14 protein-coding genes are annotated in these 13,704 nt (G+C 70.1%); 4 read left to right on the top strand and 10 right to left on the bottom strand.

Annotated elements, in window-relative coordinates; all coding sequences use genetic code 11:
* The first annotated feature begins 105 nt into the window (after positions 1 to 105).
* Entirely contained in the window at positions 106 to 1,422 is a 1,317-nt protein-coding gene (locus BLR68_RS06830; RefSeq protein ID WP_018187583.1) for an HNH endonuclease signature motif containing protein, read from the top strand.
* A 141-nt stretch (positions 1,423 to 1,563) separates the two neighbouring features.
* Here the strand turns inward: BLR68_RS06830 and BLR68_RS06825 are convergent, their stop codons facing one another.
* From BLR68_RS06825 to BLR68_RS06815, 3 genes are read right to left on the bottom strand one after another with little or no spacing between them, the layout of a single operon-like run.
* On the bottom strand, positions 1,564 to 2,103 hold the full coding sequence (locus BLR68_RS06825; protein ID WP_018187584.1) for a GNAT family N-acetyltransferase: 540 nt from the start codon (positions 2,101 to 2,103) through the stop codon (positions 1,564 to 1,566).
* Positions 2,103 to 4,316 carry an ATP-dependent Clp protease ATP-binding subunit gene (locus BLR68_RS06820; RefSeq protein ID WP_018187585.1) on the bottom strand — a complete coding sequence of 738 codons (2,214 nt, stop codon included), beginning with the start codon at positions 4,314 to 4,316 and terminating at the stop codon, positions 2,103 to 2,105. The genes BLR68_RS06825 and BLR68_RS06820 overlap by 1 nt, the downstream gene beginning before the upstream one ends.
* Before the next feature lie 48 nt (positions 4,317 to 4,364).
* Positions 4,365 to 5,333, bottom strand: a complete 969-nt coding sequence (locus BLR68_RS06815) for a GlxA family transcriptional regulator (protein ID WP_018187586.1) — start codon at positions 5,331 to 5,333, stop codon at positions 4,365 to 4,367.
* A gap of 183 nt (positions 5,334 to 5,516) precedes the next feature.
* On the opposite strand from BLR68_RS06815, the gene BLR68_RS06810 reads away from it, so the two are divergent.
* On the top strand, positions 5,517 to 5,948 hold the full coding sequence (locus BLR68_RS06810; protein ID WP_018187587.1) for a hypothetical protein: 432 nt from the start codon (positions 5,517 to 5,519) through the stop codon (positions 5,946 to 5,948).
* Between the two features lie 43 nt (positions 5,949 to 5,991).
* On the top strand, positions 5,992 to 6,204 hold the full coding sequence (locus BLR68_RS06805) for a hypothetical protein (protein ID WP_018187588.1): 213 nt from the start codon (positions 5,992 to 5,994) through the stop codon (positions 6,202 to 6,204).
* Between the two features lie 19 nt (positions 6,205 to 6,223).
* Here the strand turns inward: BLR68_RS06805 and BLR68_RS06800 are convergent, their stop codons facing one another.
* The 3 genes from BLR68_RS06800 to BLR68_RS06790 form a co-directional block, all read right to left on the bottom strand.
* Positions 6,224 to 7,318 carry a glycosyltransferase gene (locus BLR68_RS06800; RefSeq protein WP_018187589.1) on the bottom strand — a complete coding sequence of 365 codons (1,095 nt, stop codon included), beginning with the start codon at positions 7,316 to 7,318 and terminating at the stop codon, positions 6,224 to 6,226.
* Between the two features lies 1 nt (position 7,319).
* The gene (locus BLR68_RS06795) at positions 7,320 to 8,519 is read right to left on the bottom strand and encodes a glycosyltransferase (protein WP_018187590.1); all 1,200 of its coding nucleotides are present in this window, start codon (positions 8,517 to 8,519) and stop codon (positions 7,320 to 7,322) included.
* Between the two features lie 135 nt (positions 8,520 to 8,654).
* Positions 8,655 to 9,869 carry a fibronectin type III domain-containing protein gene (locus BLR68_RS06790; RefSeq protein WP_018187591.1) on the bottom strand — a complete coding sequence of 405 codons (1,215 nt, stop codon included), beginning with the start codon at positions 9,867 to 9,869 and terminating at the stop codon, positions 8,655 to 8,657.
* A gap of 30 nt (positions 9,870 to 9,899) precedes the next feature.
* On the opposite strand from BLR68_RS06790, the gene BLR68_RS06785 reads away from it, so the two are divergent.
* Positions 9,900 to 10,505, top strand: a complete 606-nt coding sequence (locus BLR68_RS06785) for a hypothetical protein (RefSeq protein ID WP_018187592.1) — start codon at positions 9,900 to 9,902, stop codon at positions 10,503 to 10,505.
* Between the two features lie 94 nt (positions 10,506 to 10,599).
* Here BLR68_RS06785 and BLR68_RS06780 read toward each other — a convergent pair whose 3' ends face one another.
* From BLR68_RS06780 to BLR68_RS06765, 4 genes are all read right to left on the bottom strand, one after another.
* Complete coding sequence (locus tag BLR68_RS06780) at positions 10,600 to 11,496, bottom strand: DUF559 domain-containing protein (protein WP_256335339.1); 897 nt, start codon at positions 11,494 to 11,496, stop codon at positions 10,600 to 10,602.
* 176 nt (positions 11,497 to 11,672) lie between these two features.
* On the bottom strand, positions 11,673 to 12,107 hold the full coding sequence (locus BLR68_RS06775) for a heat shock protein transcriptional repressor HspR (protein ID WP_018187594.1): 435 nt from the start codon (positions 12,105 to 12,107) through the stop codon (positions 11,673 to 11,675).
* 10 nt (positions 12,108 to 12,117) lie between these two features.
* On the bottom strand, positions 12,118 to 13,101 hold the full coding sequence (locus BLR68_RS06770; protein WP_018187595.1) for a DnaJ C-terminal domain-containing protein: 984 nt from the start codon (positions 13,099 to 13,101) through the stop codon (positions 12,118 to 12,120).
* Positions 13,102 to 13,112: 11 nt separating this feature from the next.
* Entirely contained in the window at positions 13,113 to 13,703 is a 591-nt protein-coding gene (locus BLR68_RS06765; RefSeq protein ID WP_018187596.1) for a nucleotide exchange factor GrpE, read from the bottom strand.
* Position 13,704: the final 1 nt, after the last annotated feature.

The following is a 13,704-nucleotide window of genomic DNA, read 5'->3' as shown; positions in this document are numbered from 1 at the left end:
GGTCCTTCGCAGATGAGACGTTTCTCACCTTCGGCCGTGTGCGGAGCGTGTGTTTTAAGCGGTTTTCGGGGTCTGGATGTCGGAGGTTGGTGGCAGGGTTCAGGTATGACGGAAGCGGCGGAAACCCCCGGTGGCGAGTCGTATCTCGCCGCCATCTCGGGGATCGTTGCGGACGTCGAGGACGTTGCTCTTGAGCTCGCTCGCGTGCAGATCCGGGAGTTGCGTGTGCTCGCTGCCGCGGGCCGATTGGCGGAGGAACAGGGCGCGCCCCCGAACGCGAAAGTCACCCTGCACGACATGGTGCTCCGGTCCATTTCGGCCGAGGTCGCCGGGGCGATGCGGACCACCGACCGGACCGTGCAACGCCGGATCGGGGAAGCCCGGGTGACGATCGAAGGGTTCCCGGCCGCGGTGGCGGCCTGGGAGGCCGGACGGATCGTCCGCGGGCACGTGAAGGCGATCGTCGAGACCGGGCTGAACCTACCCGCAGAGATGTGGGCTGAGTTCGAAGCCATTGCGATCGAGCGATGCGAAGGCGAGACCCCGAACCGAGTGCGGGGTGAGCTGGAGATCCTGGCGCACCGGATGCATCCGCGATCGTTCGCCGAGCGGCATGAGGAAGCTGCGGCGCGGCGGTGCGTGCGACTAACGCCAGGACGGGATGGGATGTCGGACGTGATCGCGACACTGCCGACGGTGATCGCGGAGGGCATCCACGACCGGCTGACACAGCAGGCACGAGCGATCATCGACACCCGGGGCGAACGCGCGACAGGTTCAGAAATCGTCGCGACCGATGCGCGCTCGACCGATCAGGTCCGCGCCGACGTGTTCGCCGATCTCCTCCTCGCCGGCACCCCGGCGCTCGACGACACGCGCGACACGACGGCGGGACCGCTCGGCGCGATCCGCGCACGCGTGCAAGTACTCATCCCCGCGGCGACCCTGACCGGTGTCGACGACGGGCCGTGCGACCTGACCGGCCGCTCGCCCATCGACCCGGCCACCGCTCGCACACTCGCCGGCGCGACGCACGTGTGGGAGCGCCTGTTTCACGACCCCACCACCGGAGTCACCGTCGCCACCGACTCGTACCGTGTCCCATCCGGGATGCGACGGTTCCTGCAAGCCCGGGATCAGCACTGCCGGTTCCCCGGATGCCGCGTCGCTGCGATCCGGTGTGAAGTCGACCACACCCACGACCACGCGCTCGGCGGGCGGACGGAACTCTCCAACCTCGCCCACCTGTGCCAACGGCACCATTCGATGAAGCAGTTCACCGCCTGGCGGGTCCGACAACTGTCGGGTGGCGTCCTCGAATGGACCTCACCCCTCGGCAGGACCTACAGAGAAGACGCACCCACCCCGGCCGTCGCCTTCACCCCTGCCACCACAACGCCCGGAGACCCCGCTCCGTTCTGAACCGCCGCTCCCCGACCCCGCACTGCGTGGACCGCGGGCGCCTACCCCAGCTCGCGCACGGGCCTCTCGCCCGCGAACCGGCACGTCCACGAACCGACACCGCTCAGAACCGACACAGCCACGAACCGACACGCGACCGGCTCAGCCCTCCAGGATCCGCTGGAACAGCAGATGGTCCTGCCACCGCCCCGCGATCCGCAGGTACCTCGGCGCGACGCCGATCTCCGCGAAGCCGCACCGGCGCAGCACCGACTGCGACGGCGCGTTGTGCAGCAGCGTCGCCGCCTGGATGCGGTGCAGGCCGAGACCTCCAGCGGCGACTCGAGCCACGGCATCCACCGCGGCGGTCATCACACCCCGTCCACCCAGCTCGCCGTCGATCCAGTACCCGAGGTTCGCGCTCTGGAACGGTCCGCGCACGATGCCCGAGAGGTTCACCCGCCCCACGATCCACTCTCCCGCCTTGAGCACGAACGGAACGCCGGTCCCCGCCTCACGTTCGCGCAGCATCACCTCGATCGCCGACTCCTGACCGGCATCCGTGAAGAAGCGCTCGGCTCGCTCCGGCTCCCATGGCGCCAGCCGCTCTCGATTGCGGCGGTACGCCTCGGCGAGGGCAGCCGCATCCGATCCGACGACCTCGCGCAGGACCACGCCATGCCCCAGCGCGACCGGCGTCATCAGTCGAGCAGCTCCGCCTCGATGGTGTCGTCGCCCGACTCCTCCGGCGGCGTGGGCCCGCTGCTCGTCAGCACCAGCTGCGAGCCGTCGACCGCGACATCCACCCGGACCACATCAGCGTCGTGCACGCCGCCCGACAGCAGCGCCATCGCCAACCTGTCCTGGATCTCGGACTGGATCAGCCGCCGCAGCGGTCGCGCCCCGAACAGCGGATCGTAGCCGCGCTCGGCGAGCCACGCCCGCGCGTCCGGCGTCACCGCGAGCGTCAACCGGCGAGCGTGCAGCCTCCGCTGCAGCGCATCGACCGCCAGCTCGACGATCTGAGCCAGATCCGACTCGGTCAGCGGTGTGAACATCACGACGTCGTCGAGGCGGTTCAGGAACTCCGGCCGGAACGCCTGCCGCACCATCGCCATGACCTGCTCGCGCTTCGTGTCGTCCGTCAGCGTCGGATCGATCAGCACCGGTGATCCGATGTTGCTCGTCAGGATCAGGATCGTGTTCGTGAAGTCCACCGTCCGCCCCTGGCCGTCGGTCAGCCGTCCGTCGTCGAGCACCTGCAACAGCACGTCGAACACCTCAGGGTGCGCCTTCTCGACCTCGTCGAGCAGCACCACCGAATACGGACGGCGCCGCACCGCCTCGGTCAGCTGACCGCCCTGCTCGTACCCGACGTACCCCGGAGGGGCACCGACGAGCCGCGCGACGGCGTGCTTCTCGCCGTACTCGCTCATGTCGATGCGCACCATGGCGCGCTCGTCGTCGAACAGGAACTCCGCGAGCGCCTTCGCGAGCTCGGTCTTGCCGACACCCGTCGGCCCCAGGAACAGGAATGACCCGGTCGGCCGGTTCGGGTCGCTGATCCCCGCACGCGAACGACGCACGGCATCCGCCACCGTCTTCACGGCCGGCTTCTGCCCGATCAGGCGCTTGCCGAGCTCCGACTCGAGGTGCACCAGTCGAGCGCTCTCGCTTTGCAGCAGCTTTCCGACCGGGATGCCGGTCCACACCGCGATGACCTCGGCGATGTCCTCCTCGGTCACCCGATCGCCCACCATCCGCTCGGCTCCATCGCCGACGGCCCCCTCCGCGATCTCCGCCTCGGCGAGCTTGCGTTCGAGCGCCGGGATCTCTGCGTACAGCAGCCGCGACGCACGTTCGAGGTCGCCCTCGCGCTGCGCGCGCTCCGCCTCGACGCGCAGCGCATCGAGCCGCGTCTTGTAATCGCCGACCGCGTTCAGCGACGCGCGCTCCCGCTCCCACCGCGCCTGCAGGTCGTCGAGCTGCTGCTGCACCTTCACGAGCTGGTCGCGCAGCGCCGCGAGACGCTCCTTCGACGCGTCGTCCTTCTCCTTCTTGAGCGCCAGCTCCTCGAGCTTGAGCCGATCCGCGTGCCGGCGCAGCTCGTCGATCTCGAGTGGCGCGGAGTCGATCTCCATGCGCAGGCGCGAGGCGGCCTCGTCGATCAGGTCGATCGCTTTGTCGGGCAGTTGCCGCGCCGGGATGTACCGGTTCGACAGCGCCGCCGCCGCCACCAGGGCGCCGTCCGAGATCGCGACCTTGTGGTGCGCCTCGTACCGCTCCTTGAGCCCGCGAAGGATCGCGATCGTGTCCTCGACGCTCGGCTCGCCGACGTACACCTGCTGAAAGCGCCGCTCCAGTGCGGCATCCTTCTCGATGAACTCGCGGTACTCGTCGAGGGTCGTCGCACCGATCAGGCGCAGCTCCCCGCGCGCCAGCATGGGCTTCAGCATGTTGGATGCCGCGACCGACCCCTCGCCGCCGCCGGCTCCCATCAGCGTGTGCAGCTCGTCGATGAACGTGATCACGCGCCCCTCGGACTCCGTGATCTCCTTGAGGACGCTCTTCAGCCGCTCCTCGAACTGACCGCGGTACATCGCCCCGGCCACGAGCGCGGAGATGTCGAGCGCGATGAGCTCCTTGCCCTTCAACGACTCCGCGACGTCTCCCGCGACGATGCGCTGGGCGAGCCCCTCGACGACGGCGGTCTTGCCGACGCCGGGCTCGCCGATGAGCACCGGGTTGTTCTTCGTGCGCCGCGTGAGCACCTGACTGACCCGGCGGATCTCGCCGTCCCGTCCGATGACCGGGTCGAGCTTGCCCTGCCGCGCACGGTCGGTGAGGTTGATGCCGAACTGCTCCAGGGCGCTGCCCTGATCGCCCTGGCCGGATGCCGGTTGTGCGTTCATCATCTGCTCCTGAAAGCTCTTAAAAAGTTGAGTCCGTCAGGCTCAACTTTATCACGACGCCATGACAGCGGCGCAGGCGAAGCGGGACCGGTATGCCGTCGGCGTCGTCCCGAGCACCCGCGCGAAGTTCTGCCTCAGCACGGCCGCCGAACCGAAGCCGCACTCGTACGCGATCGCGTCCAGTCCGAGGTCGGTCTGTTCGAGCAGGCGCTGCGCATGGAGGATCCGCTGCCGCCCCAACCACGCCGCCGGCGTCGTCCCGTAGTCGGCTTTGAACCGCCGCGCGAACGTCCGCGGCGACATGTGCGCCTTCGCCGCCAACTGGTCGACCGACAGGTCGCGCCGCAGGTTCTCCAGCATCCACTCGGTCACCGGCGTCAGCGAGAGCGAGGTCGACACCGGCAACGGCGACGCGATGAACTGCGCCTGACCGCCGTCGCGCTGCGGGGGCACCACCATGCGCCGCGCGATCGTGTTCGCCGCCTCGGCCCCGAGCTCGAGCCGCAGAAGATGCAGGCACGCGTCGAGCCCGGCCGCCGTCCCGGCGCTCGTGATGATCCGCCCCGACTGCACGTACAGCACGTTCGGGTCGACCTCGATGTCGGGGTACATGCTCGCCATGGTCTCGGCGTAGCGCCAGTGCGTCGTCGCGCGCTGCCCCGACAGGACACCGGATGCCGCGACCGCGAACGCCCCGCTGCACACCGTCAGCACCCACGCGCCTCGCGCGACCGCCCTGCGGATCACGTCGAGCACCCGTTCGTCCACGCAGCCCCATGCTTCCCGGGGGATCGGCGTGATGACGACGACGTCCGCCTCGTCCGCGAACGTCAGATCGTGATCGACGTTGATGGAGAACGCGAGGTTGCTGGGGATCGCGCCGGGATCAGGGGTCACGATCCGGAAGTCGAAGTTCGGGATGCCGTCGTCGCTGCGATCGAGCCCGAACGCCTCGCAGGCGAGCCCGAACTCGAAGGGCGCGAACCCGCTCTGGACGACGCAGGCGACGGTGCGGATCATGGCGTTCTCCCCGGATGGTGTTCGGCTGGCATTATTCCTACGAGCAGCGTCGATGCGACCATTGATGGCAGGATGCGTGCAAGCATAGCGTTTCTGCCATGACGGCCGCATGCCCCCCGGAGCACTCCCCTTCCGCCCCGCGGGACCACGCCCCTAGACTCGGGTCCCCGCGAGAGGACAGCCATGACCGACCCCGTCCCGCCGGACGCGCAGCAGCCGCCGCAGTACTCACCCCAGTACCCACCCCAGGGGCAGCCGTCCTACCCGTACGGCACTCCTCCTCCGGCGGCCGGCGCCGGAAGCGCCCGCGGCTTCGCCATCGCCGCACTGCTCGTGGCGGCGGCTCCCGTCCTCCTCGGCGGACTCTGGCCGGCCATCACGATCCAGCTGTATCGGTCGGTCTACGACCCGCAGTTGTACGGCATCGTCAACGCCGTGTTCTCGCTCTTCACCTGCGCCCTCGCCGTCGTCGCCCTCATCCTCGGGTTCATCGCGGTGCGCCGGGATGCCGGGGCCCGCCTCCTCGGCGGGATCGCGATCGGCCTCGCAGCCGCGACCCTCGTGGGGACGGTCCTGGGGTTCCTCTCCTCCACGGTCGGCGGACAGTTCCTCTGACCGCTTTTCCTCCAACCGCTGCGGTAACGGCTAGGTTGTGACCATGGAACTCGGATTCGCAGCCGTCGTCGTCGCGATCGTCGCCCTGAGCCTTGTCGTCGCACGTCGACGCGCGCGACTCGACCGCTCGGTGACCGATGAAGAGGGTCACGGCGCGGCTGCGCGTCGCGGTGCCGACTCCGAAGCGCGCATGGCGAAGGCCACGGCCGTCTACGTCGACAACCGCAGCAACGCGGGCGGCGCCGGCGGCATCTGACCCCGGCCCCTGACCCGGCTCAGCGCCGCGTCAGATCGGTCGCCGCGGCGAGCAGGATCTTCGCCGACCGAGCCCATTCGAACGAGCGGATGTGACGCGTCCCCGCCTCGACGAGTCGCCCCCGCATCCCGGGTTCATCGAGCGACCGCACGGCGCGGGCCACGGCTTCCGGATCGAGCGGATCGACGTAGAGCGCGCCGTCTCCGGCCACCTCGCGGAAGATCTCCATGTCGGTCACCACCGCGGGCACCCCGAGTTCGAGCGCTTCGGCCACCGGCAGCCCGTAGCCTTCGTCGAGACTCGTCGTGACGAGAGCGGCGTCGTCTGCCAGGAGCGCGGCGTAAGCGGCATCCGTCACCCCGTCGTGGAAGACGACCGACGCTCCGCCGGCCAGCGCCGTCAGCTCGGCGCGACGCTCGGGCGTGATGCGCGACAGCAGGTGGAGGGTGTGCTCCGGCAGCTCCCGCATGGCCGTGACGAGCGTCTCGACGTTCTTGTACGGCATGAACGAGCCCATGTAGACGAGGTTCCGAACGGGGCCGGAGCCCACGACGGCACCGTCGGGAAGCAGTTCGGCGAGGCGCTGCGGCGCGTTCGGGATCACGACGACCGGGCGCTTCGTCAGACGCACGCGCGCGAACTGGCGCGCGCTCGTCTCGCTGACGGTCGCGACGAGGTCGGCGGCGTTCAGCGTCCACCGCTGCGGCCAGTACGACAGGTGGAACAGCCGCCACCCGAGGCGCACGTACCAGGGCAGCGCCCGCGGCGGCGTCCGGTGCCGGTAGTAGATGGTGTCGTGCAGCGTCAGGATGAGCCGGAACCGCCGGCCGCCCGACCCGATCGTCTGCATCGGCGAGAACAGCACGTCCGGCCGGTGGCGGTTCAGCAGCAGCGACGAGAACGGTTCCTTCACCGACGTGGGCGCGTGGATCGTCAGAGTGATCGCATCGGCGGGCAGGAAGGCGCGCTGCCGCTCGTCGTGGATCAGGTAGGTGACCTCGGTGCGGTAGGCGGATGCGGCATCCGCCACCGCCTGCGCGAGCTCGGCGGAGTAGCGGCTGATGCCGTCGTGGAAGTCGGTGCGGATGTAGCGCGCGTCGAAGAACAGACGCATGTCAGCCGCCGAGCGGTTCGCCGCGGTAGAGCTTCTCGAAGGTGTCGAGGGTCCGCTCGATGTCGTGGATCTCGACGCCGTGGAGCGAGGCCTGCTGCATCCGCGAGTACTCGGTCTGGTCCGCCGTCAGCACGGTGCGGATCTTCTCGGCCAGCTCGTCGGCGTTGCCCGGCTCGAACAGGTAGCCGTTCTCGCCGTCGTGGACGAGGTGCGGCAGCGCGACGGCGTTCGCCGCGATGACGGGAAGACCCGAGGCCATGGCCTCCATCGTCGCGATGGACTGCAGCTCGGCGACCGAGGCGATGACGAAGACGTCGGCGCGGGTGTAAGCGGCGCGGAGCTCCTCTTCGGACACCCGCCCGAGGAAGGTCACACGGTCGGCCAGGCCGAGACGCTCGGTCACCTGACCGAGGCTCTTGCGCTGATCGCCGCCGCCGACGATCTCGAACTGGATGTCGAGATCGGGCAGCTTCGTGATCGCCTCGAGGGTGACCTCGACGTGCTTCTCCGTCGTCAGGCGGCCGACGAACAGCACCCGGCGGCGGTTCTCACGCGGCTCGAGGTTCGGCGTGTAGTTGCTCTGGCGGATGCCGCAGCTGATCGGCACGACGCCGGAGATGTCGATCGTGTTCTCGAGGAACTCCGCCGCCTTGCGGGTGGGGGTCGTCACCGCGCGCGACATCTTGAACGTGCGCTCCGCGTCGGCCCACGCGATCTTGAGGAAGATGTCGTACAGGAACTTCGGCAGCAGCGTGAAGTCCAGGATGTTGTCGGCCATGATGTGGTTCGTCGCGACGACGGGGATGCCACGCTGGTTCGCGATACGGGTCAGGGCGCGACCGATCACGATGTGCGACTGGCTGTGCACGACATCCGCGTCGACCTCGTCGAGCAGCCGGCGCGAGTAGTGCTTACCCATCCACGGCAGGACGAACCGCAGCCAGTCGTGCGGCCGGTAGCGCCACCCGGGAAGACGGTGCACCGTGAGCGGCTGACCCTCGATGTCCTCGGTGAAGACGCCGTGGTTGCGGTGCCCGACGCTCGGCGTCGCGACGTGAACGTTGTGACCGCGTGCGGCGAGGCCCGCGGCGAGGCGCTCGGTGAAGCGAGCCCCTCCGTTGACATCGGGCGCGAACGTGTCGGCCGCGATCACGATGGTGAGGGGTCCGCGCTCGGGGGCGGGTTCGTCCGGGGGCGTCATGGTCACGGGGTACGGGCCAATCTGTGCGTCGGAGGCAAGGGGCATTCTCGCCGATGGGGCGCAGGGGTGTGCGGGGCGCCGGGGCTCGATTCTAGCCCGGGACCGGGACGTCCTCCGGTGGAGGACCGGCGCGCCTCAGCGGAGGCCGACGCGGACGGCGAGCGGATGGTGGTCCGACCCGAGGGGTCCGATCCACTTGCCACCCGCGGTCTTCCCCGCGTTCCTCCACGAGTACACGACCGACCGCGAGGGCCGCACGAGCACCTTGTCGATGTGGTCGCCCCAGGTCACGCTCGTGAAGGGCGTCAGCGACATGGTCGGGTTCGCCGTGTTGTAGTGCTGCAGGCTGAGGGTGCGCGCCTGGTCGTACGCGTCGTGCCACCCGCGCTTCTCGAGTGCGGCCATGGTGCCGTCGCCCACGCGCGACTTGTGCGTGTTGAGGTCGCCCACGATCATGACGGGCGCCTTGGTCCAGTCGGTCAGGGACCGGTGCGTCTTGTTGAGCTTCGTGAGCGTCGCGGTCACGGCATCCGCCAGCTTGCCGGCCTCGTACTGGCGTTGACGGACGACGGATGCCGACGTCCCGACCACGAGGTGCGTGTCGACGACGAGGAGGTAGGCGCCGGAACTGTGCCGGACGGCGGCCCACGACATTCCCTTGCCCGCCGAGGCGTACTGCGACGGGAACAGCACGGCGCCCGAGGTGGCGCCGCCCGACTTGGCGGCGACGCGGGTGAACCGGCCGTTGCGGATGAGGATGTCGTTCTGCCCGTTGTACGCGAAGGTGTAGCCGCTGGGCGGCGTCGTGTACTTCGACGCTTCCTGCAGGGCGACGATGTCGGGGGCGAGTTCGGTGATGCGCTTGTTGATGACGTTCTTGCGCGTCGAGAAACCGGAGCAGACGTTCGAGCACACGTTCCAGCTGACCGCGAGGTAGCTCGGCGAGCCCGCGGGCAGCGTCGCCTGCGCCGTGATCGTCTCGTGGGCCACCGGCGATGACCGGGGCCCCATGCCCGCGGCCGAGACGCCGCGCACCTGGATGAAGTAGGCGACCCCCGGCTTCAGTCCGGTGACGGTCGCCTTCGAGGAAGTGACCTTCTGGTTGATCGGCTGCGCGGGCCGGGTGACCAGATCGTGGCTGGTGTTCGCGTAGACGTAATAGCTCGTCGCACCGGGGATGTCGGCCCAGTCGACCGTCAGCGACGTGAGCGAGGCGCCCACGTAGTTGACGAGCCCGGGCTTGGCGGGGACGCTGCCGGCGGCAGCCGCCGGCGAGACGGGGAGGGCGAGACTGAGCGCGATCGCGACGATCACTGCGACGGCGCTGCGGACGTGGGGGGCGCGCAGCATAGGCGGATCCTAGCAACCTACGCTGGAGCGATGACGCCTCTCACCGGCCTCCGCCTCTCCGCCCAGGTGGACCCCGCGCAGTGGGTCCCGATCACCGGTTCGTTCGGGTTCCGCGGGCGCCGCGCCCGCAAGAAGGCGATCGGGATGCTGCTCGCCCAGGCGAACGCCGCGTTCGGTCGCGAGCAGCCCGGCAGCAAGGTCGCCGCGTGGGCGATGAGCCAGGCGATCCCTGCCCTCATGCGCCGCGCCGACGGTCGCCTGCTCGCGTGGGTGTGGAAGGACGACCCCGAACTCCTCGTCGCGATGGCGCAGGTGCAGGAGCTCACGCCCCAGCTGCGGACCATGCGCGCGAGCATGCCGATCGAGTACGACGACACGGTCAGCTTCACCGGCTCCCCGCTCGGCGTGGCCGAGAAGCTCGAGATGCCCCTGCCGCCGAACCCGCGCCAGACGCCCTTCGCGTCGTACACGTGGGACACCGGCACCCACCTCGTCACCCTCACCGCCGTCATCTCCGACCGCGAGCGCTTCGGCACCGTCATCCCCGCCGTCGACGCCCTCGCCCGCTCGCTCCGCCTCGTGACCGACCTGACCGTCGGCGAGGGCCCCGGCACCCTCCGCATCGACCCCGCCTGACCCCCGGCATCCGCTCGGCCGTCGGCGAGGCGTCGAGCCGACGCAATCTGCACCTATCGCCAACGGATGAGCGCAGTTCGCGTCGGCTCGAGCATCAGGGACGATAGCCGCGCTCAAGGAGCGCGGCGTGCACGCGCGCGAGGATGCGGCGACGCTCGGGACCGCGGTGCGAGCGATTCACGCGGATCACGCGCCAGCCGGCGGCGGCCAGCGCGTCGAGGCGCTCGACGTCGCGCGCATACTGGCGATCGTCCAGCCGGTGCTGCTGCCCGTCGTACTCGAGCAGCACCTTCGTCGGCGCGTGCACGAGGTCGCCGTACGCCAGGAAGGTGCCCCGTGCGTCGCGGATGACCTCGTTGACGGCGAACTCGGGAAGGCCCACGTCCGCCGCGTCGAGGCGGAGAAGCGTCTCAGCCACGGAATCCGTCCGCTCACGAGCGCGGATGAGCGCACGTCGCAGCCTGCCGACATGGCGCGTTCGCTCGCGCTCCTCGACGGCCTGCGCGAGGTCGCCGATCGCGAGCACGGGCTGCTGCCTCCGCATGAGCGAGTCCGCCGCGACGACGAGTTCACGGTCATCGAGAAGGGATGCCGCCTTGCACCACGCGGCGGACGGTTCGACGCATGGCAACCCGCCGACCACGTGACGGACAGGCGCCGCCGCTTCGTGCCCCCGGACCGCTGTGCCGCGCGCACGTCCCGTCGGCCGGACAGCCGAGACATCCACCTCCGCCCTCAGACGGTCGGGGATCCACCCGCCTGCGAGCGCGATCGCCGTCGCGTGCGAGAAGTGCTCGCCAGGGCGGAGTTTTGGCACGTACGCGACCGCGCGGGCGACGGCGCCGGTCGGATCGTGCCGTGCGCGAACCCCGCGATACGGCCGCGACAGGTCCCGCCCCCGCAAGCGCGCGTACGTCACCCCGGCATCCTGCGCCTCAGCGAGGGCGAACGCGGGCGGAAGGTGTGCAGGCAACGGCGTCGGCGGTCTCACTCCCAGAGGCTCGCCCGCCCGCCACCCGAGCTCCCCCGGCATCCGCCCCTCTGTGGACGACTCCGCGCGCTCACCACCCGGGCAGAAGGCTCGACCCGACGCGAACTGTCGGCATCCGTCGGTCGTGAGTGCAGTTCGCGTCGGCTCGACGAGCCGGCCCCGGGCCGGCCCCCGCGTCAGTCGGTCGGCGGGTGGGGGCGGTACAGGACGACGTCGGTCGCGCGGCGCACGCGCGTGCCCTGGCGGAGCGTCACGACCGAGCCCGTCGCGCCGGCGGCGAACACGCGGGCACCGCGGCGTGCGGCGACCTCGTCGCGCAGGCGACCCTGCAGTCCCGAGACCTCGCGGCGCAGCATCCGCACCTGGTTCTCGAGCTCGATGATGCGCGAGATGGCCGGGAGGCTCACGCCGTCGGCCGACATCTGCGCCACCTCGCGCAGCTGCGCGACGTGCCGGAGGGAGTACCGGCGCGACCCGCCACGGGTGCGCGCCGGTACCACGAGTCCCAGCCGGTCGTACTGACGCAGCGTCTGCGGGTGCATGCCTGCGAGCTCAGCGGCCACCGCGATCGCGAGGATCGGGGCGTCTTCGTCGACCTGCTCGTTCGCCATGCGTCTCACCTCACTCGCGCGCCTTGGCCATGAGATCGGCGCGGGGGTTCTCCTTGGGTTCCAGCTCGTGGAAACGTTCCAGCGCTTCGCGCGCGGGTCCGTCGAGGTGGGTCGGGACAGCGACCTGGACCTCGGCGAGCAGGTCGCCGGTGCCCTTCGCCGTCTGCACCCCGCGGCCCTTCACGCGCAGCACGCGCCCGGACGGGGTCCCCGGCGCGACGCGCAGCTTGACGCTGTCGCCGCCGAGCGTCGGGACCTCGATGGTGGCACCCAGCGCCGCCTCGGTGAACGTGACGGGGACATGGATGCGGAGGTTCAGCCCTTCGCGCGTGAAGACGGGATGCGGGCGCACACCGACCGTGAGGACGATGTCACCCGCCTCGCCGCCGTCCGGCGAGGGGCGACCGCGACCGCGGAGCTTGATCTTCTGCCCGTCCGAGACCCCTGCGGGGATCTTCACCTTGATGGGCTTGCCGTCGTCGCCCTGGAGCGTGATGGTGTCGCCCTTCACGGCCGTCGTGAAGTCGAGCGTCGTGCGGGCGGTGACGTCGGCCCCGCGCTGCGGGCCGCCGAAGCCGCGGAATCCGCCGCTCGGCTGCCCGAAGCGACCGGAACCGAACCGTCCGCCGCTCTGCTGCCCGAACATCGCGAAGAGGTCATCGAAGTCGGCCTGCTGGCCGCCCGCGCCACCCGGCTGGAATCGGCTGAACACGTCTTCGAACCCGCCGCTCGCCCCGGGCTGGAAGCGGGCGCTCCCCGACCCCATGGCGCGCAACTGGTCGTACTCGGCGCGCTGCTCCTTGTCGCTGAGCACCGAGTACGCCTCGCTGACCTCTTTGAACTTCGCCTCGGCCGCGGGGTCCCCCGCGTTCGAGTCGGGGTGGTAGGTGCGCGCCAGCTTGCGGTACGTCTTCTTCAGGTCGGCGTCGGAGACGTCCTTGGACACCCCGAGCACCTTGTAGAAGTCCTTGTCGAACCAATCCTGACTGGCCATCAGCGCGCCCCTTACTCAGTCGGAACCGCGACCACGACCTTCGCCGGACGCAGCTCGAGGTCACCGAGGCGGTAACCGATCTCGACGACCTCGAGGATCGTCGGCTCGGTCGTGCCGGGCGTGGGCGCCTGGAAGATCGCCTCGTGCTGCTGCGGGTCGAACGCGTCGCCCGCAGCGCCGTAACGCTCCACTCCCAGGCGGGCCACGACGGCCCGCATCTTCTCGGCGATCGCCGCCAGCGCGCTGCCCTCGGCGAGGTCGCCGTGCTTCTCAGCGCGGTCGAGGTCGTCGAGCACGGGGAGCATCCCCTTCGCGACGGCGCCCTTGGCGCGCGCGAGCTCCACCTCGCGCTGCTCCTCGGTGCGACGACGGTAGTTGGCGTACTCCGCCTGCACGCGCTTCAGGTCGAGGAGCAGGTCGTGCTCCTCCTCCGGTGCATCCGCGACAGCAGCCTCGTCGGACTGGGCCGCGCCGAGGATGTCGTCGACCGTGAGCGCGTCCGGCTCCGTGTCGGCATCCCCGGAGGGCTCCACCGACTCCTCGGCCGGGGTCGCGGCGACGTCGTCGCCCTCGTCCGGCTTCTCGAAGTCCTTGTCCGCCATG

This window comes from Microbacterium sp. 77mftsu3.1 (assembly GCF_900100525.1).
Taxonomy (GTDB): domain Bacteria; phylum Actinomycetota; class Actinomycetes; order Actinomycetales; family Microbacteriaceae; genus Microbacterium; species Microbacterium aquilitoris.
Note: the sequence above shows the minus strand (reverse complement) of the source record. Positions and strands in the feature narration are given on the sequence as shown.